Origin of the sequence: Sorangium sp. So ce394 (assembly GCF_051474665.1) — a bacterium.
Taxonomy (GTDB): Bacteria; Myxococcota_A; Polyangia; order Polyangiales; family Polyangiaceae; genus Sorangium; species Sorangium cellulosum_D.
The window spans coordinates 8744640-8767527 of record NZ_CP150339.1 but is presented as its reverse complement, the minus strand read 5'-3'; the positions used below and the strand labels follow the sequence as shown (position 1 = coordinate 8767527).

The following is a 22888-nucleotide window of genomic DNA, read 5'->3' as shown; positions in this document are numbered from 1 at the left end:
TCTGGTCTTGGCGCTCGGCAGTTCGGCGGGCGTGGGCGCCGCCCTGGCGGTGCGCGACGCGCTGCCGGCGTCCCCGGTGGTCCGCGGCCTCTCGATCGGCGAGCGCTTCGTGCCGGACGGCGCCGCGCCGGAGGCCTGGCTCGAGGCGAGGCGCGACGCGCTCCGCGGCCGCCTCGTCCGGCTCCGGCACGACGACGTCGACCTGACGGCGACGCTCGGCGAGGCGGGCGTCGAGGTCGACGTCGGCGAGACGCTCGCGGGGGCGCGGCGCGTCGGCCACGAGGGGCCGTGGGCGCGGCGGCTCCGGGAGGCGCGGCGGGCGCGGCGCGGCGAGATCGACGTGCCGCTCGTCTGGGCGGTCGACGAGGCGAGGGCGCGCGCCTTCCTCGAGCGGCTCGCCCCGCAGGTCTTCCGGATCCCGGTGGACGCGCGGCTGGATCTCGCCAACCGGCGCAAGATCCCGGAGCAGGCCGGCCGGGAGCTCGACGTCGACGCCTCCCTCGCCGCGCTGCGCGCCGGGGACCACGAGGACGAGGAGCTCATCGAGCTCGCCGTCCGGTACACCGCCCCCAAGATCACCGTCGATGACCTGGTGAGCGTCGACGTCAGCCGGGTCGTCGCGGCGTACGAGACGAAGTTCAAGCGGCACGGGAAGGAGGCCGGGCGCGCGGTCAACATCAAGACCGCGGCGTCCAAGATCGACGGCACCATCCTGGCGCCCGGCGAGACCTTCTCGTTCAACGCCCACGTCGGCCCGCGGACCCGCAAGAACGGGTTCACCATCGCCCCGGAGATCCTCGGCGACGAGACCGTCCCCGGCTACGGCGGGGGGACGTGCCAGGTCTCCAGCACGCTCTTCGCCGCGTCGCTCTTCGGCGCACTCGACACGCCCGACCGCCAGAGCCACTCCCGCCCGAGCGCCTACATCCCGATGGGGCTCGACGCCATGGTGACGTACCCGGAGTCGGATCTGAAGATCAAGAACACGCTCCCGTTCCCGATCATGATCCACGCCTACCTGCCGACGCCCACGGTGCTCCGCGTCGAGATCCTCGGCGGCGACCCGGTGGCGGAGGTCGATCACCGCATCTCGGCCGAGCACACCGACGACTTCATCCGCCGCATCTACGTGAAGTCCGAGCTCTCCGAGGGCGAGGTGAAGCGCCACCAGAAGGGCTCGTGCGGGTACGACGTGAGATCGTATGTCACCGTCCGTTACAAGGACGGCCGGGCCTCCGAGCGCAGCTATACGAGCGAGTACAAGCCTGCGCCCGAGGTGTTCTGGGTCGCGCCCGGATACGACCCCTCCGCGCTGCCGGAGGTCCCCGAGCACGCGAAGGCGGTCGAGGAGCTCCAGGAGGGGGAGACCCCCGCGGGCGAGGCCCCCGCGGGCGAGACGCCCCCTGCGGAGGCGCAGGGCGACGGCTTCTCGATGTGAGCGGGAGCGCCCGGCGCCCTGCGCGGCGGGCGCCGCCTCACGCGGCCCGGGCGCTCCGGTCGAAGCGCAGCGGCAGGCACTGCAGCCCCCGCAGGCTGAACATCGTGCGCCACACGACGGGCCCAGGATCGCGCGAGAAGGGCGGCAGTCGACGGAAGATCTCCTCGAACGCGATCTTGCCCTCGAGCCGCGAGAGCGGCGCCCCGACGCAGAAGTGGATGCCGAAGCCGAAGCCCACGTTGCCGCGCTGCTCCCGGGTGATGTCGAACCGGTCCGGATCGCTGAACTGCGCCGGATCCCGGTTCGCGGAGGCGATGATCGGCATGACGATCGCGCCCTTCGGGAGGGTGACGCCGGCGAGGGTCACGTCCTGGGTCGCCCGCCGCATCAGGATCTGCGCCGGCCCCTCGTAGCGGAGGACCTCCTCGATGAAGCCCGGGATCAGCGCCGGCTCCTCGCGGAGGCGGCGCAGCGCGTCCGGGTGCTCGAGGAGCATCAGCGTGCCGTTGCCGATGAGGTTGGTCGTGGTCTCGTTGCCCGCGACGAGCAGGAGGACCACCATGCCGAGCACGTCGTCCGGCGAGAGCTGGCCGTACTCCACCTCGCCGCGGATGAGGTCGCTGATCAGGTCCTCGCGCGGCTGCCGCTTCCGCTCCGCGATCATCTCATGGAAGTAGGCGCGCATCTCGCGGCGGCTCCGGAGGATGCGCTCGACCTCCTCGTCGGGGAGCCGCCCCATCCCGGTGCTCACCGAGTCGTCCGACCAGCGCTTGAAGTCCGCGCGGAGCGACGGATCGACGCCGAGCATCTCGGAGATGACCGTGACCGGCAGCGGTACGGCCAGATCGTCCATCATGTCGAAGGTGTCCTTCGCCAGGATCCGATCGATGTACTCGGTCGTGATCGCGCGCACCCGCTGCTCGAGCCGCGCGATCGCCCGCGGCGTGAACGCGCCGCTGACGAGCTGGCGTATCCGGGTGTGGACCGGCGGATCGCTCATGAGGATGTTCACGTCGCTGACGACGAGCGGCTCGCGCTGGAGCCGCTCGTCCTGCGTGCTCTGCCTCGCCGCGAAGGTGTCGGACGAGAAGAGCTCGGGGTGTTTCATGACATAGACCACATCGTCATAGCGGCTCACCGCCCAGAAGCCCCCCGGCTCGACCTGACACACCGGCGCCTTCTCGCGGAGCTCGGCGTACACCGGATAGGGGTTCTGCGTGACCTCGGGCCCGATGAGACTGAACGCGTAACTCATGATGTCTTCTCCGTGTTGGTGCGGTCGAAGCGCAGGGGCAAGCGCCGGAGCCCGCGCAGGCCGAACGATCGGTTCCACGAGGGCGGCCCCGGCTCGCGCGAGAAGGGGGGCAGCCGCCGGAGGATCTCCTCGAAGGCGATCCTGCCCTCGACGCGGGAGAGCGGCGCGCCGACGCAGAAATGGATGCCGAAGCCGAAGGCCACGTGGCCGCGCTGCTCCCGGGTGATGTCGAACCGGTCGGGGTCGGGGAACTGCGCCGGATCCCGGTTCGCGGCGGCGACGAGCGGCAGGACGGTCGCGCCCTCGGGGATCGTGACCCCGGAGAGGGTCACGTCCTGCGTCGCGCGCCGGGTGAGCAGCCGGACCGGCCCCTCGTAGCGGAGGACCTCCTCGATGAAGCCCGGGATCAGCGCCGGCTCCTCGCGAAGGCGGCGCAGCGCGTCCGGGTGCTCGAGGAGCGTGAGGGTGCCGTTGCCGATGAGGTTGGTCGTGGTCTCGTTGCCCGCGACGAGCAGGAGGACCACCATGCCGAGCACGTCGTCCTCCGTCAGCACGCCGTGCTCCACCTCGCCCCGGACGATGTCGCTGATGAGGTCCTCGCGCGGCCGCCGCTTCCGGTCCGCGATCATCTCGTGGAAGTAGGCGCGCATCTCGCGGCGGCTCCGGAGGATGCGCTCGACCTCCTCGTCGCTGAGCGGCTGGGAGCCCGCGGGCACGTTGATGGTGTCGTCGGACCAGCGCTTGAAATCGGCGCGGAGCGACGGGTCGACCCCGAGCATCTCGGCGATGACCGTGACCGGGAGCGGAACGGCCAGGTCCTCCATCATGTCGAAGGTGTCCTGCGCGAGGATCCGATCGATGTGCTCGGTCGCGATGTCGCGGACCCGCGCCTCGATCCGCGCGATCGCCCGCGGCGTGAACGCGCCGCTGATGAGCTTGCGCATCTGGGTGTGATCCGGCGGATCGCTCCTGAGGAGGCTCGTATCGCCGACGAGCAGGGGCTCGCGCAGGAGCCGCTCGTCGAGGAGGCTACGCCTCACCTCGGAGGTGCGGGACGAGAAGAGCTCGGGGTGCTTCAGGACGTAGACCACATCGTCGTAGCGGCTCACGGCCCAGAAGCCGTTCGGCTCGACCTGGCAGACGGGCGCCCCCTCGCGCAGCTCGGCGTAGCGGGGGTGCGGGTTCTCGATGACCTCGGGCGCGAGGAGATTCAACGTGTGACGCATGGTTCCCTCCGTTGCTTGATGGTTGGGCGCGGCGCGCCTCCTGATGAATCCGCGGTACGGCGGGCGACGGGCGGTGAGCTTCCCGCGCGCTCGGCTCAGTGCCCCGCGGACACGGGGCCGCCCCTGCCCCTCCCGAGCAGGAACACGAGCGGGAGCGTGGCGATGACGAGCACCGCTGTCACCCAGAACGTGTCGTTGAACGACATCACGGCGGCCTGCAGGTTCACGATTCCGTCGAGCACGTGGAGCGCCTTGTTGCGCGCGTCGGCCAGATCGAACCCCTTCGCGGCGAACGCCGACGTGTACGCGGCGACGCGCTCCAGGGTCGTCGGGTCGCTCGCCCCCATGTGGCTCACCAGGACCGCGCGGTGGAACGCCTGCCGGTCGGCGAGCACGGTGGTGAGCACCGCGACCCCGACGCTGCCCCCGAGCTGCCGCGTCAGGCTGTAGATGCCGGTGGCGGCGGCGATGTCGCGCTTGGGGAGCGGCCCGAGGGTGGCCATGCTGAGCGGCAGGAACATCAGCGTCGTGCCGAACGACCGGATGATCAGGGGCCAGAACAGGTCGCCGGCGCCCGTCACGGGCGTCAGCTGGTGGAGCTGGAAGAGCGCGACGAGCAGGATGAGCCCCCCCGCCACGAGGAGCGCGCGCGGGTCGAACCGGTTCACGAGCCGCGCGACGAGCGGCATCGAGAGGGCGGAGGCCAGCGCGCCCGGCAAGAGCAGCATGCCCGTCTGCTGCGACGTGTAGCCGAGGATCGACTGGGCGAAGATGGGCACGGCGAAGAGCGCGCCGTAGAGGCCCATGCCGATGACGGCGGAGAGGAGGCTCCCCGCCCAGAGCGAGCGGTGCCGGAGCACGCGCAGATCCACGATCGGGCGCTCCGACGAGAGCTCGCGGTGGACGAACAGGGCGAGGCTCACGGCCGCGATCGCGGAGCACGCGACGATGAACGGCGAGTCGAACCATTCCTCGGCGTGGCCCTCCTCGAGCGCGGTCTGCAGCGAGCCGACGCCGGCCGCGAGCAGGGCGATCGCGATCCAGTCGACGCCGCCGCGCTCGCGCTCGCCCGCGGCGTCCGGCGGCAGGAAGGCGAGGCACATCAGCACGGCCGCGATGCCGAGCGGGACGTTGATGAAGAAGATCCACCGCCAGTTGATGTTCGTGACGATGTAGCCGCCGAGCGTCGGCCCGATCGTCGGGCCGGCGATGACGATGGACGAGAAGAAGCCCTGCGCCATCGCCTGCTCTTCCTTCGGGAACGTCTCGAACAGGATCGACTGCGCCTTCGCGAGCAGGCCGCCGCCGCCGAGCCCCTGGAGCACGCGGGCGACGATGAGCATCGGCAGGCTGTTCGCGACCCCGCAGAGCACCGACGCTGCGGTGAAGGCGATGAGCGAGAAGACAAAGTAACGCTTCTTTCCGAAGCGGTGCCCGAGCCACGCGGTGAGCGGCAGGATGATGACGTTCGCGATGGCGTAGCTCGAGACGACCCAGCTCACCTGCGTGAGCGTGGCGCCGAGCGAGCTCTGCATCTCGGTGAGCGCCACGTTGACGATGCTCGTGTCGACGATCTCGAGCAGCGCGCCGAGGGCCACGGCCGCGGCCACGAGCCACCGGTTCGCGTTGACGGGCGCGACGGCGTGCGCCGGCGCGGCCGCGATTGCCGCCTCTGCCATGGTTCCTCCTCTCCCGCGCGAGATGCGCGATGCTTACTTGCTCGCGTCGACCGTCAGCTCGACGCTCATCCCGGGGCGCAGCGCGAGGTCGGACGGCGCGTCGTGGAGGCGGATCCGCACCGGCACGCGCTGGACGACCTTGGTGAAGTTGCCGGTCGCGTTGTCCGGCGGCAGCAGGCTGAAGCGGGCGCCGGTGGCCGCGGAGAAGCTCTCGACCTCGCCGTGCACGGTCACGCCGGGGTAGGCGTCGACGGACACGCGCGCGGGCTGCCCGACGCGCATGTGCGCGAGCTGCGTCTCCTTGAAGTTGCCGGTCACCCAGACCTGCCGCGCCGGGACGAGCATCCCCACGGGCTGACCGGGGGAGACCAGCTGCCCGACGGAGAGGGTCTTCTTCGACACGACCCCGTCCTGCGGCGCGACGATGCGCGTGTACGACAGCTCGAGGGCGGCCAGGTCCCGCGCGGCCTGGGCGGTCTCGACCTGCGCGTGCGCCACGCGGGCGCGGGCGCGCGCCAGCGCGATGAGGGCGTCGACGTTGCTCGCCTGCTGGACCCTCGCGCTCGCCTCCTCGACCCGGCTGAACGCCTGCGTGGTCGTGGCCTTGAGCGCCGCGAGGTGCGCCTTCGCCTGCTCCAGCGACGCGCCGGCGACGTCGACGGCCGCCTCCAGCTGGTCGAACTGGGCCTGGGCGAGCGCCCCGGTCTCCACGAGCCGCTTCGCGCGGTCCCGCTCGAGCGTCGCCTGCTCCAGGGTCGCCGTCGCCGAGGCGACGTGCGCCTCGCCCTCGGCGATCTGCTGCTTCGACGCGCTCGCGCTGCTGGCCGCGCCGTGCAGCGACGCCTCGGCCACCGACTTGTTGCTGCGCGCGTTGGTCTCGGCGATGCGCTCGTCGGCGTCGGCCGCGTCGGCGCTCGCCCTGGCCGCCGACAGGCTCGCCTCGGCCTGCGCGAGCCGCGCGCGCGCGGGCTCGGCGTCGAGCTCGGCGAGCACGTCGCCCGCCTTCACCGCCTGGTTCTCCGCGAACAGGACCTTCACCACCACGCCCGACGCGCGCGCCGGGACGGACACCACCTCGGCGTCGATCTGCGCGTCGTCCGTGGTCTCGAGCCCGCGGTGCGCGACGTACCAGCCCGCGCCCGCCGCGACGACGAGCGCGATCGCCGCCGCCGTGATGCCGACCGCCTTGCTCGGCTTGCCGGTCTTGACCGCCCCGGAGACCGTCTCGGGGGGAGCCGCCGCCTCTCCAGGGAGAGCGCTCGTCGTCGTGGACATGTCGCCGCCTGCTCCTCGTCGCCTCGACGGCGGGCGCAACCGGCGCCGCGTAGCTAAGGCAACCTATGGTTGCGATAGAGATACCACGAGGGCTGACAAAGACAACGACTTGTTGCCATAGCCCCGAAGAGCCATGCTCCACGGGTCGCGCCATCGTGGTTGAATGGAGCCCCCTCGGGATGCGGAGCGTCACGTCGTCCCCTCTGAAAGAGCCTTCTCCGGCTGAGTCCGGTGCCGCGGCGGGGCGCCGCCGGACCGGCACGCACGGCGCGCGGCACGGGGGCCGCAGCGAGCGCGTGGTGCGGGCGGTGATGCAGGCGGCCGCGGCGGAGATCGCGCGCGCGGGCTACGCGGCGTTGCGGGTGGAGGACGTGGCGGCGCGGGCGGGCGTGAACAAGACAACGGTCTACCGCCGCTGGCCGACGAAGGCCGAGCTCGTGAAGGCGACGCTGCGCTCGTTCTCCGACGACCGCGAGGCGCCGCCGGACACCGGCGCGCTGCGGCTCGACCTGCTCGAGCTCGTGCGGCGCGTCGTCGCCGCCGCGTCGACGCCCGAGGGGCAGGGCATCTCCCGCATGCTCATGGCCGAGATGCACGTGCCGGAGGTCGAGGCGCTCGTCCGCGCGCTCCGCGAGGAGCGCCTCGCCCCGTGGCGGGACGCGCTCGAGCGCGGCGTCGCGCGCGGCGAGCTGCCGCCGGGCACCGATCTCGACCTGATGGTGGAGATGATCCGCGGCACCGTGACGAACCGCCTCTTCCGCCTGCGCGCGCCGGTCGACGACGGCGTCCTGGCGTCGATCGTCGACATCGTGGTGCTCGGCGCGAAGGCCGGGGGCGCGCTCCGCCGCGCCCCCGGCGCGACGTCAGCCAACATTCATGTCATCGGCGATGATCCTGGATGAAATCTCCCATCGAAAAGGGGAGATCCACGCAATCCGGGATCGACGCGTGAGCGCCGCTGCTCTCCGGGAATAATCTGCTGGACGGTGCATGACACCGGTGTAGATCGCCGTTGCAGCCGGGGGACCGGAGGTGAGCCGTGGCTCAGCTCGGTCGCGGGCAACAAGCCGAAAGCGAGCCCTCCGCGGTGCGATCGTGCGCGGAGGGCAGATGCAGAGGGGGCGAGCACCGAGGGAGCGGGGAGATGCCGGTCGGCCGCCGCGCCGCCGCGAGCTCCTCGCCGGCATGGGGGCGACTGCGGGCCTCTTGCTGCTCGGCTGTCGCGGCGAGCCGGTCGACCTGCGCGCCCAGGCCGCCATCGCCGCCGGCGGCAGCCGCGGTTACGCGGGCCCGGCCGTCGATCTCGCGTTCTGGACGGGCTTCACCGGGGGCGACCGGCCGCCGATGGAGCGGCTCATCGCGCGGTTCAACCGCGAGCACGCCAACATCACGGTGCGGATGAGCGTGACCCGGTGGGGCGATTTTTATCAGAAGATCCCGGCCGCGGTCGACAGCGGCCATGGCCCCGACGTGGCCGTCATGCACGCCGATCAGCTGGCCACGGCGGCGGTCCACCGCACCATCCTTCCGCTCGACGAGGTGACCGAGGCGCTCGGCCTCGGCGCCGGCGATTTCTCCGAGACGCTCTGGAGCGCGGGCGTCTTCCGGGGCCGCCGTTACGGCGTCCCCCTCGACGTCCACCCGCTCGGCCTCTACGTCAACCGCGCCGTGCTGGCCGGCGCCGGCCTCGACGACGCCGCGCTGCCTCGCTCGCGGCGCGATTACCTGGCCGCGCTCGAGCACCTCAAGCGGCGAGGGATCCAGGGATCGTGGGTGTCGCCGGTCCTGTTCACCGGCGGGCTGATGTTCCAGTCGCTCCTGTGGCAGGCGGGCGGCCAGCTGTTCTCGAAGGACGGGGCCCGGGCGATGTTCCACGCCGAGGCCGGCGTCGAGGCGCTGAGCTTCATGGTCGAGCTGATCCGGCGCGGCTACAGCCCGCGCGACGTCGGCCAGGACGCCGACAGCATCGCCTTCATGAACGACCGGAACGCCTTCCTCTGGAACGGCGTCTGGATGATCAACACCTTCAAGGCGGTCCCCGGGCTCCGCTGGGGTGTGCTCCCGGTGCCCGTGATCGGCGCGCAGCGGGCGGTCTGGGGCAACGCGCACCACCTCGTGCTCCCTCGCCAGCCCGGGGCCGGCGCTGGCCATCGCCGCCTGCAGGCGGCGGTGGTGTTCCTCGCCTGGCTGAGCGAGCACTCCCTCGACTGGGCCGCGGCCGGCATGGTGCCGGCCCGGCGGGAGGCCCGGGAGAGCGCCGCGTTCCGGCGGATGACGGAGCAGGCGATCGTCGCCGAGCAGCTCCCGGCGGTCCGCTTCCCGCCGGCCATCGCCGGGGCCGACGCGGTGCGCGCGTCCACCCTCGATCTCGCCGTCAACGATGCCGTGCTGCTGAGGGCAACGCCGCGGGAAGCCCTGAGCCGCGCCGCCCGCGAGGCCGACGCGCTGCTCGCGGGCAACCTCAAGAAGTTCGGGAGGGTTCTGTGACGGCGGTCGACGTACCCCTCGTGGAGCCCGGCCAGGCCGAGGCGGACGGCGGCGCGCGGAGCGCCCCCGGCGTCGGCCGGCTCCGGAAGCGCGGCCTCGCGCGGTCGCGGCGGTGGGCGCCCTACCTGTTCCTCGCGCCGTACCTCGCGCTGTTCGGCCTCTTCGTCGCGACGCCGATCGCCCTCGGCGTGTGGCTCAGCCTCCACGACTGGGACCCGTTCCTGCCGTCGCGGCCGTGGGTCGGCCTCGACAACTACGCGGATCTGTTCCGGTCCGGCTCGCCCACCCGCGGCAATTTCTGGCGCGCGCTGCGGGCGACCGCGCTGTTCACGGCGCTGAGCGTGCCTGTCCTGGTGACGCTCCCGCTGCTGCTCGCCCTCGCGCTCAACCAGCGCTTTCTCGGCCGATCGTTCTTCCGGGCCATGTTCTTCGCGCCGTATGTGCTCGGCGTGGCGGTCGTCGCGATGATCTGGCGGCTGCTCCTCGATCCCCAGGTCGGCGCGATCAACCACCTTCTGGGAAAGGTGGGTTTGCCTTCGGACACCGGCTGGACCACGGCGGTGCCGTGGGTGTGGGTCTCGCTGGTCGGGATGACGGTGTGGTGGACCCTCGGCTATAACGCCGTGATTTACCTGGCGGGGCTGCAGAACATCCACCGGGAGCTCTACGACGCCGCGCGCATCGACGGCGCGACCCGATGGCAGCAGTTCTGGCACGTCACGATACCTGGGCTCAGGCCGGTGTTCGTGTTCGTCGTGACGATGACCGTCCTCGCGTCGGCCAACATGTTCGGACAGGCCTATCTGGTCACCGGGGGCGGGCCGGGCAGCGAGACGCGCACCACCATCATGTACATCGCCGATGAGGGTTTCCGGAGCTTCCGCCTCGGCGCCGCGGCGGCCATGAGCTACGTCCAGGCGTTCTTCCTCGCGGTCGTGAACCTCGTCATGTTCCTCCTGTTCTTCGGCCGGGGCAGCGACGAGGACGCTCAATGAAGCTCCGGCTGCTCGAGGACGGCTGCCCTGTCCGGCGCCGGCAGATCGGGAGGGCCTTGTCGTATGCGGCGCTGCTCCTGCTCGCCGTGGCGTACCTCGCCCCGTTGATCTGGATGGCGCTCACGTCGCTCAAATCGCCGTCCGAGGCGACGGCGGTGCCGCCCACGCTCGTGCCCGCGCGGGCGACGCTCGAGAGCTACGAGGCGCTCGCGGGCTCGAGCGCCGGGGCGCCGGTGTTCCGCTGGCTCCTGAACAGCCTCCTCGCCGCCGCCGCGCATGCGCTGCTCGTGCTGGCCACGGCGGCCCCTGCGGCGTACGCGCTCGCGCGCATGGAGTTCCGCGGCAAGCGGATCGTGCTCGCCGCGGTCCTCTCCACGCTGTTCATCCCGCCGATCATGTTCTTGCCCGCGAATTACCTGATCGTCCGGGCCCTCGGCTGGCTCGACAGCCTCACGGCGCTGGTCGTGCCGCCGGCCGCCTCGGCGTTCGGCGTCTTCTTCCTGCGCCAGTTCTTCCTCGGCCTCCCGCGGGAGCTCGAGGAGGCGGCGGCGCTCGACGGCGCCACCCGGCTCCAGGTCTTCTGGAAGATCGTGCTGCCGCTGTCCAAGCCGGCCCTGGCCACGCTGGCCGTGCTCAGCCTGCTGAGCAACTGGAACGATTTCCTCTGGCCGATCTACGTGCTGTTCAACCCCGAGAAGCTCACGCTGTCGCCCGGCCTCGCGCTGCTGCAGGGGGCGCACACCACCGATTACGCGCTTGTCACGGCGGGCGCGGTGGTGGCGAGCGTCCCGATCCTCGCGGTGTTCATCGCCGCGCAGCGATACGTGATCGAGGGGGTCGCCCGCACCGGCTTGAAGGGGTGATCGGCGGCCCGACGCGCGGCGTCACGGCGGCGCGACGGCAAGGACATTGGCTGTCCGTGCGCGCCTCGCCGCCGCTTGATCCGGAGTCGCTTTCGGGGGAAGCTCTCTGTCCACGGCGGCTGCGGTGCCCCTCTCGCGCGCGGCCGAGGCGCCGAGATGTGCCTGCTGCCACGGATGACGGCTGGTGTGCGCTTGGCTTATCTTTGCTTGGATCTCATGAGCGGGATCCGGCGTCCTGTGTTATCGGCGGAGCCCGTCGTGGTGTGCGGACCTCAGCGCGCCCTCCGCGCCAGCTCGGCCATGAGCCCGAAGAGCTCGACCACGCCTGGCGGATTGAGCTTCCCTCCGCTGAACTCCCGGTAGAGCGTATGCACGTTCACCGCGATGCGCTCCGCGTCGCTCCAGCTCGCGTAATCGGCGAGCGCGATGTCGCGGGCGGCGTCGGCCGGCGGCATGCCGGCGTCGTAGCGGCGCCGCGCCTCGTCGCGGATGTACACGAGGTAATCGCGCACCGCGCGCACGCCGGCGCGATCCGTGATCGGGCCGTGCCCCGGCACGATGACGTCGGCGTCCAGCGCGAGGATGGTGTCGCACGCCTTGATCCAGTTGCCGACGGGCCCCGCCCACATGATCGGCGTCACGTCGATGAAGAGGATATCTCCCGTGTAGATCGCGCGGTCCGCGGGCACGTGCACGAGCAGATCGCCCTTCGTGTGCGAGGGGCCCACCTCGAGGAGGCGGACCTCCTTCGCCCCGACCGCGACGGTCAGCTCCCCCTCGAAGACCCGGGTCGGCGCCGTGGGCGCGATCCCGTCGAAATCGAAGGCGCCGAAGCAATGGACGAGGTAATCACCCAGCGCGCCGGCGGCGCCGCTGCGCGCCTGCCGCATCAGCATGGCCAGCATCGGCGCGGTGACCTCATCCATCTCGGCGGCGCTGGCGCGCGTGGCGATGATCGTCGCGCCCTCGACGAGCGCGTTGCCGTAGCAATGGTCGCCGTTCGCGTGGGTGTTCACGACCGTACCGATCCGCGCCGCCGCCGGGGTGGCCGCGCGCATGGCGTCGAGCATCTCGCGCGTGCGCTTCAGGTCGAAGAGCGTGTCGACGAGCAGCGCCTCGCCGTCCGAGGTGACGAGCCCCGCGTTGCTGAGCCCCCAGGTGCCGGCCGGCTGGAGATACGCAAAGCAGCCATCGCCGACCTCCTGCAACCCTTGCTCATACCGCGATCGGCCCATGTCCACCCCCTGCCGCGCGCGCCGCTGGACGCGCCTCCGGGCTCAGGAGCGTAGGCCACCCGCTCGACGCCAGGGAATCGAAATCGACCCGGCCCGCGGCGCGACTCCCGCGCACGGCGCCGGCGCGGAGGTGGAGCCGAGTGGGCCGGGCGGCGCCGGCGAGCGCCGCCCGGCGCCGCGCTACCAGGCGAAGGCCTCGGGCGCCTCGCCGCCGGGGCCGGGGAACACCTCGTCGAGGCGCTTCAGGTGCTCCGGGGACAGCTGGAGCTCGAGGGCGCGCAGGCTGCCGTCGAGCTGCTCGGCGGTCCGCGGGCCGATGATGGGCGAGGTCACGACCGGGTTCTTGAGCAGCCAGGCCAGGGCCACGTCGGCGGGCTTCTCGCCGAGCTCCGCGCAGAGCGCCTCGTAGGCCTCCAGCTTGGGGCGGTTCTTCTCGATGCGCGCCTGCGCGTCGGCCGACGCGCGCCGGCCCTCGCGCGCCTTCTGGAGGGCGCCGCCGAGCAGCCCGCCGGCGAGCGGGCTCCAGGGCAGGACGCCGAGGCCGAACGCGCGGCACGCGGGCAGGACCTCCAGCTCGACCGTGCGCGCGTTCAGGTTGTACACGCATTGCTCCGAGACGAGGCCGAGGAAGTGCCGCTGCGCGGCGAGCCCGTTGGCCTGCGCGATGTGCCAGCCGGCGAAGTTGCTGCTGCCGACGTAGAGGACCTTGCCCTCGCGGACGAGCTGCTCCATCGCCTGCCAGATCTCGTCCCAGGGCGTCTCGCGGTCGATGTGGTGCATCTGGTAGAGGTCGATATGGTCCGTCTGCAGGCGGCGCAGGCTCTCCTCGCAGGCGCGGCGGATGTGATAGGCCGAGAGCCTCCTGTCGTTCGGCCCTTCGCCCATGGGGCCGTAGACCTTCGTGGCGAGGACGATGCGGTCCCGCCGCCCGCCGCCCTGCGCGAGCCAGCGCCCGACGATCTGCTCGGTGATCCCCTCTCCGCGCTTCCGGCCGTACACGTTGGCCGTGTCGAAGAAGTTGATCCCGTGCTGAAGGGCCCGGTCCATGATGGCGAAGCTGTCGGGCTCGCTGGTCTCCGGGCCGAAGTTCATCGTGCCGAGGCAGAGAGGGCTGACCTTCAGGCCGGTGCGTCCGAGATTGCGGTGGTTCATGGTGCCGGGAGGGTAGCAACGCGCCCCGCGCGCGGTCCATGCCGGCACGCTGAACGCGCCGTAGGGTTTCGCCGGAGTCGCGCGTCCGTGAGCTGGCCCGCCGCTTCCTTGATGCGCTGCCGTGCTTCCCATAGGCTCGTTTCGTCGGGCGAGGAGACGATCATGTGGCAGCAGGAGGACACGGAGCTCGAGCACGCAGAGGACGTCCGCGACGAGGCGCAGGGGCTCTCTGGCGTCCGGTTCACCATCGAGCTCGGGCACATCGACCCGTTCGACGCCGCCGCCGTCTTCTGGGATCAGCACGGCCAGGCGCGGGAGCTCTTCCCTGGTACGGAGTGCGCGATGCAGTCGGGATCGTACCGCGAGCCGAGCTTCGTGCTCCGGACGAGCCTGAGCCTCCCGGGGATCGGGCCGTTCACGCAGACGTCGCGGTACTCGGCCCAGCGCGTCGCGCCGGAGGCGTTCGCCATCCGCGTCGATACGATCGAGGAGAACATGCTGTGGAAACGGGGGCTCGCGATTCACCGCTTCTCGCCGGGCTCCGGCGCGACGACGCTGCTCGAGGTGACGAGCCTGTACGCGCCCAGGGTGCCGATCAAGATCCTGAATCAGGCGGCGATCGGCGCGGCCCGCGCGCACCAGCGGCGCTATCTCTCGGGCCGGCGCCCGACGGCCGCGGAGCGGGAGCATTTCCTGGCGGCGCTCGGCGCGGGCGGGCAGGGCGGCGCCTGAGGCGCGCGTGTCCTCTCGCCGCCGTCGCGGCGGCGCTCCTCAGGCGGGGCGCGGGCGCGCGCGGCGAGGGGCGGCCGGCGGCGCGGCGCACGGCGTCGCCGCGGCCAGCACCGCGGCCTCGTGGGCGGCGAAGCGCTCCGCCAGGAAGTCGACGAACAGCCGCGCCCTGGCGGGCTGGAAGCGGCGGCTCGGATAGAGCACGTGCACGGCGGAGCCCGGCGAGGGCAGGTCGGTGAGCAGCGGGACGAGGCGCCCGGCGTCGATGTCCGCGGCGACGTCCCAGATCGACTTGAAGGCGAGGCCGTGGCCGGCGACGGCCCAGTCGCGCACCAGATCGCCGCTGTCGGCCACGAGGCGGCCGGCGGGGCGGACGGTGTGGAGCCCCTCTCCGGTGCGGAAGGTCCACGAGAGCGCGCGCATGCCGGGGCGCTGCAGCACGATGCACGCGTGGGCGTCGAGGTCCACCAGCGTGCGTGGCCACCCGCGTCGCGCGAGGTAGGCCGGCGCGCCGCAGACCACGCGGCGGCTCCGGGCCAGCCGGCGCGAGACGAGGCGCGAGTCGCCGAGCGCGCCGAGGCGCACGGCCACGTCCACGCCGGCGTCGAGCAGGTCCACCACGCGGTCCGACAGGCTGACGCGCACGCGGAGGCCTGGGTGCGCCGCCGCGAAGTCGGCCGCGGCGGGCCCGACCCACTGGCGGCCGAGATCCACCGGCGCCGACACGTGCAGGAGGCCGCGCGCCTCGGCCTGGCCTGCGGTCACCGCGAGCTCGGCCTCGCGCACGTCGGCGAGGATGGCGACGCAGCGCTCGTGGTAGGTCGCGCCCTCGGCGGTGAGCGTGAGGCGCCGCGAGCTGCGCTGGAGGAGGCGCACGCCGAGCGCCGCCTCCAGCCGCGCCATGCGCTTGCTGGCCACCGCCGGCGAGAACCCGAGCTCGCGCCCCGCCGCCGAGAGGCTGCCCCGCGCGACGGCGCACACGAACAGCTGCATGTCCTCCAGCTCGACCATGCGCACCCCCGGCGAGTCACGGGCAGCGAAGCGGGGGCAGGGTAGCCGCGCCGGGGGCGATCTTCAACAAATCCGAAAAGATGTTTCGGCGATCGCGGCCATTTTCCTACGCGCTGGAAAGGATCAAGGTGGTTCGTGTCGCCGCGCCGGGCCCGCCGTGCCCGGGCGCGGCGTCGTTCAGCGTCCTTCAGCGCGGCCGGCGCTGTCGGTCGGCGCTGTCGGTCGGCGCTGTCGGTCGGCGCTGTCGGTCGGCTGTCCGAGATCGCTTGTTCCGAGGAGACACGTCCCATGAAAAAGACCCTGTTGATCAGCGCCCTCTCCCTCTCGCTCTTCGCCGCCGCGAGCGCCTGCTACGTGCAGGGCGCCGGCGCGGAGGACCTGCCATCGCCGCGGTCGATCGTCGTCGACGGGAGCCTGCCGAGGGAGCAGGCCGACGCGGAGGTGCTCGCGGCGCGCCGGTTCTACGCGTTCTGGAACACCGGCGATGAGCGCTACCTCGACGCGGCGATCGCGCCGACCTTCACGGACCGCACCTTGCCCAAGGGGCGCCCGCAGGGCCCGGCGGGCCCGGCGTTCGCGTCGAAGAGCTTCCGCGCCGCCGTGCCGGACCTGAGCTGCGAGGTGGAGCAGCTGATCGTCGTCAGCGATCATGTGGTGGCGCACCTGCGCTTCCGAGGGCACTTCACCGGCACGTTCGGCGACAGGAAGGGCGCAGGGCAGGCCGTGGACTTCATCGCCACCGACATCCTGCGCGTGCAGGACGGCCGTATCACGGACAACTGGCATATCGAGGACAACCTGACGCTGTTTCAGCAGCTCGGCGTGGTGGCGCAGTGACGACGGGGCGGGCCCGGTGGAGCCTCCGCGCCCCGGGCCCGCCGGCGAGGGGCGTTTTGTCGCCTCGTGGCGCGCGAGATCCCCGGGCGAGTCGGGCGTGCTTTTTCGCACGGCTCGTGCGAGCGTCGATCGGATGCAGATCCGAATCCCTTCTCCTCCTCGTGGGTATGTGAGCGTCCTTTGTGCCGCGATGCTCCTGGCCTTCCCGTTCGCCGCCGGCTGTGACGATGGCGACGGCGGCGGCGGCGACGGGGGAGGCGCCGCGGGATCGAGCGCCTCGACCAGCAGCGCGAGCGCCGGCGACGGGGGAGACGACGCGGGCTCGAGCGCCTCGACCAGCAGCGCGAGCGCCGGGGGCGGTGGAGCCGCCGCGTGCGGCCCCGACGTCGACGCGCCCGAGGAGGTGCTCCCCGGCTCGGCCGATCCCGAAGCGGGGGTGTTCACCCTGGCCGAGGCGCTCGCCGAGCTCCCGGAGGGGCCTGGGCCGCTGCGCGCGATCCTCGACACCGACAAGGGCGAGATCACGTGCGAGCTCTTCCCGGAGCAGGCCCCGAACGCGGTCGCCAACTTCGTCGGCCTCGCCCGCGGGCGCCGGCCCTTTCGGGACTCGGCGACCGGCAGCTGGGTGAAGCGGCGGTTCTACGATGGGCTGACCTTCCACCGGGTGATTCCGGAGTTCATGGCGCAAGGCGGCGACCCGCTCGGCACCGGCGAGGGCTGGCCAGGGTACGAGTTCGACGACGAGATCTCCGCGCTGAAGCATCGAGCGGGGACGCTCGCTTACGCCAACGCCGGGGCCGACACCAACGGAAGCCAGTTCTACATCACGGAGGTGGCGACGGACTGGCTCGACGGCGACTACACGATCTTCGGCCAGTGCGCGCCGGTCGAGGTGGTCACCGCGATGACGCACGTGGAGACCGACGAGGACGACAAACCGCTCGTGGAGCTGCGCCTGCGCGAGGTGACGATCACGCGCTGCGCGCCGTGAAGAGGGCGCGGGTGCGCCGGCCGTGCCGCTCGCTCGGGGCGCCGCGGCGCTGGGCGCCCGCGGTGGAGGAGGTCACCGAGCGAGCGGCTTTCTGGCGCTGATGAGCGAGTATCCCGCGTAGACCGGGATGACGGACACGTCGGTGAACCCGCACCCGCGGACGAGCTCGTCGAGCTCGCCGGCCGTGAGCTGCTTGCCGGGGGTCATGTACACCATGTTCATGGAGAACAGCGCCGCCGTGAGCGGGCCGTCCTGCCCGTCCGAGAGCAGGAGCTCGTAGATGAGGACGCGGCCGCCCGGCGGCAACGCATCGAAGCTGCGCTGGACCAAGCGCCGCTGGCGCGCGCTGTCCCAGTCATGGAGGATGTTGGCAAAGAAGATCGCGTCGTGACCCGAAGGCCACGCGTCGCGGAACATATCGAGCTCCAGCACGTCGATGCGATGCTCGAGGCCGTGCTCCGCGACGTACCTCCGCGTCGCCTTGCACACGGGCGGCAGCTCGGCGACCGTGAAACGCACCCCGGGGTTCTGCTGCGCCAGGGCGATGCTGAAGCAGCCGGAGCCGCCGGCGACGTCGAGGAGGCGCCCCACGCCCGAGAGCTCGGCCCGCTGCGCGAGCCCGACCGCGGTCGCGAACGAGTGGCTGTGCATCGCCTGGGTGAAGACGAATGCCCGCTCGTCCGACAGGTCCGCCTCTGCCCACTCCTCCGAGATGACCTTGCCCTGGCCCTCGCCCCACGCGACGGCCCCGTCCCGCCGCAGCGTCTCCAGCAAGGTGCCGTGCGTGATGGGAACCTGGCAGATGAGCCGCACATAGTGGCCCCAGTAGAACGGCTTGGTCGGGATCAAGAAGTTGCGAGACGTCTCGGTGAGATGGAACTTGCCATGAGACCGCACCAGGAGCCCCATGCCTGCCAGGGAGGCCAGGAGGGCCTCGGTCGCGCGGACGCTGAGGTGAAGCTTCCCGGCCATCTCCGCGATGCCCGCGGCCTCCTGCTCGAGGAGCGAGAACACCCCGAGCTCGTCGGCGACGCTGATGATGGGCAGCTGGTAGACCGAATACCCGAGCTGCCGCATCAACGAGTCGTCACAGGTAGGTTTTTCGAGATTCATGGACGTCAATGCATTCCTCTGCTCTGCTCAAGAAGGGGGGATGCCGGCGCGGCCGGCGAGCGATCCGTCTCCAACATAGCTGAGCTCGATCGGCGCTGACCAGGTGTTGCTCGCTGCCTCGTGGGTCCTCCTGCGCCCTCGCCGGCCGTGGCGAGCCCAGCGTCCCGGCGGGCGCGATGGACGACGCTGCTCGGCGTGCGGCTCAGGCGACTGCGCGAAATGAGGCGCCTGCGCGAGACGTAAGCGGCTCTGGTTTCGGCGCGGCGGGTGGGCTGGGCCGGGCTGGGAGAGGGGGCGACCGCCGCCGCACGGCGGCGGTCGTGCTACGCTCGGCGAAAGGCCATGTCCGCTGTCGAGCCCGAGATGACCGCCCGTCCGCCCGCTGCGCCTCACCGGCGGCTGGGAGCCCACGTCTATCGCCGCCCGCCCGAGCCGGTGATCTTCCCGGAGGCCGAAGAGGTGCCCGAAACGAACCGCCACCTGGAGCTCCGCACCGCGCTGTACCTGATCCTCAAGCGCGAGCTCGCGCACGGAGCGACGCTCGGCTCCGACCAGTTCGTTTACTGGGATCCGACGACGCCGAGGAAGCGCCTCGCCCCCGACGCCTTCGTGCGTCTGGGCGCGCCTCATCGGACCTTTCGCACCTGGAAGACGTGGCTGCACGGGGCCCCCGACCTCGGCGTCGAGATCGTGAGCGAGTCGGACGAGGGCGAGCCCGCGTGGGAGGAGAAGCTCGAGCGCTACCGCGCCGCGGGCATCCGCGAGGTCGTGCGCTTCGATCCCGACGACGGCGCGCGGCCGATCCGCGTCTGGGATGCGCTCGACGGCGATCTCGTGGAGCGGTCGCCGGACGACCCGGATCTCTGCGCGTGCGAGACGCTGGGCCTCTGGTGGACCGTGGTGGAGGACCCGTCGGTCGGCCCGATGCTCCGGCTGGCGCGCGACAGGGAGGGCCGTGAGCTGCTGCCGACGCCGGACGAGGCCGCGGCGAAGGAGCGTGAGGCCGCGGCCAAGGCGAGGGAGGCCGAAGCCGAGGCGCGGGAGGCGAACAGGAAGCTCCAGGCCGAGCTGGACGCGCTGCGGGCCGAGCTCGCGCAGGCCACGGGCAAGCAGACGCCGCGCTGACGACCGCGCGCCCCGCGAGGGCCGGCTCGGTGCGCCGGCCCCCGGCGGTTCACTTGGCCAGCTTGAACACCGAGGCCGGCAATTCCTCGGTATGCCATGTCGTCCAGTAGATGGCGCGGCAGTCCTGCGCGAGGCCGTTGATGTACGTGCTGTCGGCGAGCGTCTCGGGGGCGCCGCCCGAGGTGCGCACCCGCGCGGCGCGGGCGGGGCGCTCGATCGATGCACGAGCGAGCTATCGCGTCACCCCCGGGACGCGAGCGCCTCGTGTCCTCTCCTGCACGTGGTTTGCGGTCGCCGCGCCCGCGACGCCGGCGAAGATCCGGAGCGCGCCGGTGAGATCGGGATAGACGACCACGTCGCGCGCGGGCTCGTCCGGACCATAACGCAACCACAGCAGCGGCCATGCATAAGCGCGCACCGCCTGGGCCACGAGGCGGCCCCCGGCGGCGAGCGCGGTGAGGCCGGACACGGCGCGCTCGATCGTGCCGGCGAAGCGGTGGCCGTGGAAATCCGGCTCGACCGTCCGATCGCTGCCGCCGCGGTAAGCGCTGCTCCTCGCGCGGGGGCGGAGGTCGTGGCAGCGCAGGGGCTCGGGAGGGGTGTCGGCGCCCAGACGGCGCTCCAGGGCGCCCTCGAACGAGAACAGCGACGGCACGAAGGTCATCTCGGGCGGCGCGTAGAGCTCGCGCATCTCGAGCGGGCGGTCCTGCAGATGGCGGATGCGCACCCGCCGGACGCGGCCGGCGCCCATGCAGGACGGGCAGCGGACGTATCCCGCGCGGCACGAGCAGGCGTACGGCCGGGCCCGGCCGCTGCAGCGGGGGCAGCGCGCGCCCCCCGAGGCGCCGGCGCACCCGGTGCAGGGCGCGAGGCCGAGATCCTCGACCAGGCGCCGGTAGGCGCGCGGCTCGAAGGACAGCGGACGGGGCGGGTCGCCCGGCTCGAGCTGCGCCGCGGCCGCCGGGCTGAGGTCGACGACCTCCGTCCAGCCCTCGCGACGCACGATCGACGCGAGGACGACCAGCGCGGCCACGCGGCGCTCCTCGGCGGGCGCGCCGGGCGGAAGCGCGAGGCCTTCGGTGCGGGCGCGCGCGACCGTGGGGAGAAACGGGGCCACGGGATCGGACGGCGGCTCCATCGCGGCAGCATGTCCACGAACCGGAGGGCGCGCCATCGCGCCGCCGGCGGTGGGCACGAAGGCGCCCCGGGAGCTCAGGCGTTGCGCATCGGCTCCGCGAGCCATCGAACCAGCGCCTCGCCCTCGAGCTCGAGCAAGGCGGCTTCGACCTCGTCTGGACCGTTCACGCGAGCGCGCTCGACGATCGATCGCTCTTCTTCGGCCGTCAGACGTCGCCCGATGCGCCGCGCGAAGAGGCGGCCGAGGAGCTCTGCGATCGCCTTCTGCCCGCGCTCCTCTCCTCGTTGCTCTCCCCGTTGCTCTCCCCGTTGCTCGGCCTCGATGATCATCTCGCCGATGATCGGCGTGCGCCGGAGCAGCCCCTCTTCCTTGTCCTCTACCATGATGATGAGCTCCTTCAGCAGATTATGCCCCCAGGGATCGATGGTCGCCATCACCAGGAGCGCCGTGTACAGCTCAGCCCGCTCCTCCGCGCCCTTCGCCCCCGCGTGGATCTCCGCGACCACCTCCCGCAGCGCCGCCGCGGTCGCATTACGTGCAAGCGGCGCAAATACCAGCCAGAGCACGCTGCCGCGCGCTCGCAGCTCGGAGACTGTGCGCTGGTAGACGGCGTCGATACGGAAGCGCGCGCCGCTGAACGGCCGCCCGGGCCAGGCGATGCGGCGCTTCCCGGCTTTCGGCAAGCGCCGCCTGCGCCCCGAGAGGACCACGGCGACGCTCTCGATGGGCGGCACCGGCGCGCCAGAGGATTCGAGGCGGAGCGCGGCGAAGAGGAAGCCGAGGTATTCGAAGATGCGATCCGGCACGTCTTCGCGGAGCGAGAAGCAGAACTCGACGTGGAGCACCCGCGGCTCGCCGCCAACCCGTAGACGCAGCGCCTTGTCGAGGCGGCGCTCGATGTTCGTGACCTGGCTGTCGACCCAGCCGAGGACCTCGATGGGGCGGCTCTCAGGGACGAGGGCGCGCACCAGGTCCTCGGGGCGCCTTCGGGCGAGGTGGCGCAAGGTGATGTCGGCGTCTCCCATGGCGTGGCGCCCATGGCAGATCGCGTGCCAGGCGTTCGAGAGGCCGAAATCAAGGGATTCCGGGGCCTGGCGTGCGCATCGGGCGGGTGGCGGCGCCATGGCGGAGCGACCCGCGCCGGAGCACCGACGATGGAGCGACCCGACCGGGGTTGAGGGACCCGACCGGGGTTGAGGAACCCGACCGGGGTTGAGGGACCCAACGTCGGCGGCGGCCCGACCTGGGTTGGGAGGCCCTCTCAGGCCCTGACGAGCTGTGCCTCGTACTGGCCACGATCGAACACGAACGGCGGCCAGTCATACCTCCAGGGGCTTCTCTGCCGTTTCGCCCGCGGCGACACGGTCGTCGTGCTCGCGCTCGGCATAGGGTAACTCCACCTCGCGGACCCGATCGATGAGCCCGCGCCCGTTGATCCGCAGCTCGACCGGCGGGAAGCCCCCACCGCCAGGCCAGCGGACGTAGCGCGCGGGATCGACGCAGACCTCGAACCGATCGAGCACCATGGCGTGTCCCTCCAGCAGCTTTGCACTCGCCCCCCGCGAAGGGAACCCCTTTCGCCCCCGGCGCTACGTCCCCGCCCCCGGATCCTTGCAGCAACGAAACCCGATCTCGTAAAACCGGAACATCGGTCCATGCGAGTCGTTGGTCCCGCGGCACCCCGCCCACGGCTTGGACCAGTAGCCGCCCTTCAGCGACGAGCGGTGCGGCCACTCGGGACGCGACGTCGATACCCACTCTTCCACGTTGCCGACCAGATCGACGACGCCGTACGGGCTCACGCACGCCGGATACGAGCCCGACGGCTCGCCCTGCCAGAGCCGCTGCGTCTCGGCGGCCCGCACCGCCGGGTCGTCCGACGCGAGCCGCCGCTCGCTGATGCCCCGGTATGGCTTGCTCACGTTGCAGGCGGCCGGGTCCTGCGCGTAACCGTAAGGGAAGGGGAGCGCCGACGGCCCCTCGCACGCGAGCTCCCACTCGAACTCGGTGCAGAGGCGCTTGCCGGCGGCGGCGCACTCCCGCTCGGCCTCGACGAAGCGGAGCATCACGACCGGCAGCGCGCCCGCTCGGTTCGGCCACTCGTGGCGATCCATGCACGTGCGCACCGGCGTGAAGCGCGGCTCGGCGGCGAACAGCCCGGGGAAGAAGCTGAAGCAGTGGCCGCCGCGGTAGCTCGTGCAGATCCGCTGCACGTTCTCGTGGTGCGTGCCCTCCACGAGCACCATGTCGGGCGGGCAGGACGCCGGAGCCCCGGGCCGGGGCAGCGCGTCGGCCTGGGCGAGCAGCGGGGCGAGCAGGAGGTCGAGGAGCACGCGGCG

Annotated in this window: 22 protein-coding genes; 9 read left to right on the top strand and 13 right to left on the bottom strand. The window is 72.0% G+C overall.

The window, feature by feature from the left end; translation table 11 throughout:
• The first annotated feature begins 7 nt into the window (after window positions 1-7).
• Entirely contained in the window at window positions 8-1438 is a 1431-nt protein-coding gene (locus tag WMF33_RS32195; RefSeq protein ID WP_437332213.1) for a VanW family protein, read from the top strand.
• A gap of 37 nt (window positions 1439-1475) precedes the next feature.
• Here the strand turns inward: WMF33_RS32195 and WMF33_RS32190 are convergent, their stop codons facing one another.
• The 4 genes from WMF33_RS32190 to WMF33_RS32175 all read right to left on the bottom strand — a co-directional run bounded on the left by WMF33_RS32190 (window position 1476) and on the right by WMF33_RS32175 (window position 6873).
• Complete coding sequence (locus WMF33_RS32190; RefSeq protein WP_437332212.1) at window positions 1476-2693, bottom strand: cytochrome P450; 1218 nt, start codon at window positions 2691-2693, stop codon at window positions 1476-1478.
• The gene (locus tag WMF33_RS32185; RefSeq protein ID WP_437332211.1) at window positions 2690-3919 is read right to left on the bottom strand and encodes a cytochrome P450; all 1230 of its coding nucleotides are present in this window, start codon (window positions 3917-3919) and stop codon (window positions 2690-2692) included. Before WMF33_RS32185 ends, WMF33_RS32190 begins: the two co-directional genes overlap by 4 nt.
• 95 nt (window positions 3920-4014) lie before the next feature.
• Window positions 4015-5598: a DHA2 family efflux MFS transporter permease subunit gene (locus WMF33_RS32180; protein WP_437332210.1), complete on the bottom strand. Its 1584-nt coding sequence runs from the start codon at window positions 5596-5598 to the stop codon at window positions 4015-4017.
• A 33-nt stretch (window positions 5599-5631) separates the two neighbouring features.
• Window positions 5632-6873, bottom strand: a complete 1242-nt coding sequence (locus tag WMF33_RS32175; protein WP_437332209.1) for an HlyD family secretion protein — start codon at window positions 6871-6873, stop codon at window positions 5632-5634.
• A 311-nt stretch (window positions 6874-7184) separates the two neighbouring features.
• On the opposite strand from WMF33_RS32175, the gene WMF33_RS32170 reads away from it, so the two are divergent.
• The 4 genes from WMF33_RS32170 to WMF33_RS32155 all read left to right on the top strand — a co-directional run bounded on the left by WMF33_RS32170 (window position 7185) and on the right by WMF33_RS32155 (window position 11218).
• Window positions 7185-7775 carry a TetR/AcrR family transcriptional regulator gene (locus WMF33_RS32170; protein ID WP_437339546.1) on the top strand — a complete coding sequence of 197 codons (591 nt, stop codon included), beginning with the start codon at window positions 7185-7187 and terminating at the stop codon, window positions 7773-7775.
• 283 nt (window positions 7776-8058) lie between these two features.
• On the top strand, window positions 8059-9360 hold the full coding sequence (locus WMF33_RS32165; protein ID WP_437332208.1) for an ABC transporter substrate-binding protein: 1302 nt from the start codon (window positions 8059-8061) through the stop codon (window positions 9358-9360).
• The gene (locus WMF33_RS32160; protein ID WP_437332207.1) at window positions 9357-10355 is read left to right on the top strand and encodes a carbohydrate ABC transporter permease; all 999 of its coding nucleotides are present in this window, start codon (window positions 9357-9359) and stop codon (window positions 10353-10355) included. The genes WMF33_RS32165 and WMF33_RS32160 overlap by 4 nt, the downstream gene beginning before the upstream one ends.
• Complete coding sequence (locus tag WMF33_RS32155; RefSeq protein WP_437332206.1) at window positions 10352-11218, top strand: carbohydrate ABC transporter permease; 867 nt, start codon at window positions 10352-10354, stop codon at window positions 11216-11218. The genes WMF33_RS32160 and WMF33_RS32155 overlap by 4 nt, the downstream gene beginning before the upstream one ends.
• 272 nt (window positions 11219-11490) lie before the next feature.
• On the opposite strand, the gene WMF33_RS32150 is transcribed toward WMF33_RS32155, so the two are convergent.
• Both WMF33_RS32150 and WMF33_RS32145 read right to left on the bottom strand, forming a co-directional pair.
• A complete protein-coding gene (locus tag WMF33_RS32150; RefSeq protein ID WP_437332205.1) occupies window positions 11491-12453 on the bottom strand; it encodes an MBL fold metallo-hydrolase in 963 nt (320 codons plus the stop codon).
• A gap of 180 nt (window positions 12454-12633) precedes the next feature.
• Window positions 12634-13605, bottom strand: a complete 972-nt coding sequence (locus tag WMF33_RS32145; protein ID WP_437332204.1) for an aldo/keto reductase — start codon at window positions 13603-13605, stop codon at window positions 12634-12636.
• Window positions 13606-13767: 162 nt separating this feature from the next.
• On the opposite strand from WMF33_RS32145, the gene WMF33_RS32140 reads away from it, so the two are divergent.
• Window positions 13768-14337 carry a hypothetical protein gene (locus tag WMF33_RS32140; RefSeq protein WP_437332203.1) on the top strand — a complete coding sequence of 190 codons (570 nt, stop codon included), beginning with the start codon at window positions 13768-13770 and terminating at the stop codon, window positions 14335-14337.
• 39 nt (window positions 14338-14376) lie between these two features.
• Here WMF33_RS32140 and WMF33_RS32135 read toward each other — a convergent pair whose 3' ends face one another.
• Window positions 14377-15345: a LysR family transcriptional regulator gene (locus WMF33_RS32135; protein ID WP_437332202.1), complete on the bottom strand. Its 969-nt coding sequence runs from the start codon at window positions 15343-15345 to the stop codon at window positions 14377-14379.
• Between the two features lie 288 nt (window positions 15346-15633).
• Here WMF33_RS32135 and WMF33_RS32130 point away from each other — a divergent pair, with 288 nt between their 5' ends.
• Both WMF33_RS32130 and WMF33_RS32125 read left to right on the top strand, forming a co-directional pair.
• On the top strand, window positions 15634-16182 hold the full coding sequence (locus WMF33_RS32130; protein WP_437332201.1) for an ester cyclase: 549 nt from the start codon (window positions 15634-15636) through the stop codon (window positions 16180-16182).
• A 169-nt stretch (window positions 16183-16351) separates the two neighbouring features.
• A complete protein-coding gene (locus WMF33_RS32125) occupies window positions 16352-17173 on the top strand; it encodes a peptidylprolyl isomerase (RefSeq protein ID WP_437332200.1) in 822 nt (273 codons plus the stop codon).
• Between the two features lie 72 nt (window positions 17174-17245).
• On the opposite strand, the gene WMF33_RS32120 is transcribed toward WMF33_RS32125, so the two are convergent.
• A complete protein-coding gene (locus WMF33_RS32120; protein ID WP_437332199.1) occupies window positions 17246-18286 on the bottom strand; it encodes a methyltransferase in 1041 nt (346 codons plus the stop codon).
• A gap of 342 nt (window positions 18287-18628) precedes the next feature.
• On the opposite strand from WMF33_RS32120, the gene WMF33_RS32115 reads away from it, so the two are divergent.
• The gene (locus tag WMF33_RS32115; RefSeq protein WP_437332198.1) at window positions 18629-19411 is read left to right on the top strand and encodes a Uma2 family endonuclease; all 783 of its coding nucleotides are present in this window, start codon (window positions 18629-18631) and stop codon (window positions 19409-19411) included.
• 49 nt (window positions 19412-19460) lie between these two features.
• Here the strand turns inward: WMF33_RS32115 and WMF33_RS32110 are convergent, their stop codons facing one another.
• The 5 genes from WMF33_RS32110 to WMF33_RS32090 form a co-directional block, all read right to left on the bottom strand.
• Window positions 19461-19601, bottom strand: coding sequence for a hypothetical protein (locus tag WMF33_RS32110; protein WP_437332197.1), 141 nt, complete (start codon window positions 19599-19601; stop codon window positions 19461-19463).
• Window positions 19602-19643: 42 nt separating this feature from the next.
• Window positions 19644-20549: a hypothetical protein gene (locus WMF33_RS32105; protein WP_437332196.1), complete on the bottom strand. Its 906-nt coding sequence runs from the start codon at window positions 20547-20549 to the stop codon at window positions 19644-19646.
• A gap of 74 nt (window positions 20550-20623) precedes the next feature.
• The gene (locus tag WMF33_RS32100; protein WP_437332195.1) at window positions 20624-21574 is read right to left on the bottom strand and encodes a hypothetical protein; all 951 of its coding nucleotides are present in this window, start codon (window positions 21572-21574) and stop codon (window positions 20624-20626) included.
• A 294-nt stretch (window positions 21575-21868) separates the two neighbouring features.
• Entirely contained in the window at window positions 21869-22075 is a 207-nt protein-coding gene (locus WMF33_RS32095; protein ID WP_437332194.1) for a hypothetical protein, read from the bottom strand.
• Window positions 22076-22138: 63 nt separating this feature from the next.
• Window positions 22139-22882, bottom strand: coding sequence for a formylglycine-generating enzyme family protein (locus WMF33_RS32090; protein ID WP_437332193.1), 744 nt, complete (start codon window positions 22880-22882; stop codon window positions 22139-22141).
• Between the last annotated feature and the right edge of the window lie 6 nt (window positions 22883-22888).

Coding starts and splice junctions, on each gene's coding strand:
- WMF33_RS32180 (WP_437332210.1), bottom strand. CDS start 5,598: ATGGCAGAGGCGGCAATCGCGGCCGCGCCGGCGCACGCCGTCGCGCCC.
- WMF33_RS32105 (WP_437332196.1), bottom strand. CDS start 20,549: ATGGAGCCGCCGTCCGATCCCGTGGCCCCGTTTCTCCCCACGGTCGCG.
- WMF33_RS32130 (WP_437332201.1), top strand. CDS start 15,634: ATGAAAAAGACCCTGTTGATCAGCGCCCTCTCCCTCTCGCTCTTCGCC.
- WMF33_RS32175 (WP_437332209.1), bottom strand. CDS start 6,873: ATGTCCACGACGACGAGCGCTCTCCCTGGAGAGGCGGCGGCTCCCCCC.
- WMF33_RS32165 (WP_437332208.1), top strand. CDS start 8,059: ATGGGGGCGACTGCGGGCCTCTTGCTGCTCGGCTGTCGCGGCGAGCCG.
- WMF33_RS32190 (WP_437332212.1), bottom strand. CDS start 2,693: ATGAGTTACGCGTTCAGTCTCATCGGGCCCGAGGTCACGCAGAACCCC.
- WMF33_RS32145 (WP_437332204.1), bottom strand. CDS start 13,605: ATGAACCACCGCAATCTCGGACGCACCGGCCTGAAGGTCAGCCCTCTC.
- WMF33_RS32155 (WP_437332206.1), top strand. CDS start 10,352: ATGAAGCTCCGGCTGCTCGAGGACGGCTGCCCTGTCCGGCGCCGGCAG.
- WMF33_RS32120 (WP_437332199.1), bottom strand. CDS start 18,286: ATGAATCTCGAAAAACCTACCTGTGACGACTCGTTGATGCGGCAGCTC.
- WMF33_RS32095 (WP_437332194.1), bottom strand. CDS start 22,075: ATGGTGCTCGATCGGTTCGAGGTCTGCGTCGATCCCGCGCGCTACGTC.
- WMF33_RS32135 (WP_437332202.1), bottom strand. CDS start 15,345: ATGGTCGAGCTGGAGGACATGCAGCTGTTCGTGTGCGCCGTCGCGCGG.
- WMF33_RS32150 (WP_437332205.1), bottom strand. CDS start 12,453: ATGGGCCGATCGCGGTATGAGCAAGGGTTGCAGGAGGTCGGCGATGGC.
- WMF33_RS32170 (WP_437339546.1), top strand. CDS start 7,185: ATGCAGGCGGCCGCGGCGGAGATCGCGCGCGCGGGCTACGCGGCGTTG.
- WMF33_RS32140 (WP_437332203.1), top strand. CDS start 13,768: ATGTGGCAGCAGGAGGACACGGAGCTCGAGCACGCAGAGGACGTCCGC.
- WMF33_RS32185 (WP_437332211.1), bottom strand. CDS start 3,919: ATGCGTCACACGTTGAATCTCCTCGCGCCCGAGGTCATCGAGAACCCG.
- WMF33_RS32100 (WP_437332195.1), bottom strand. CDS start 21,574: ATGGGAGACGCCGACATCACCTTGCGCCACCTCGCCCGAAGGCGCCCC.
- WMF33_RS32115 (WP_437332198.1), top strand. CDS start 18,629: ATGTCCGCTGTCGAGCCCGAGATGACCGCCCGTCCGCCCGCTGCGCCT.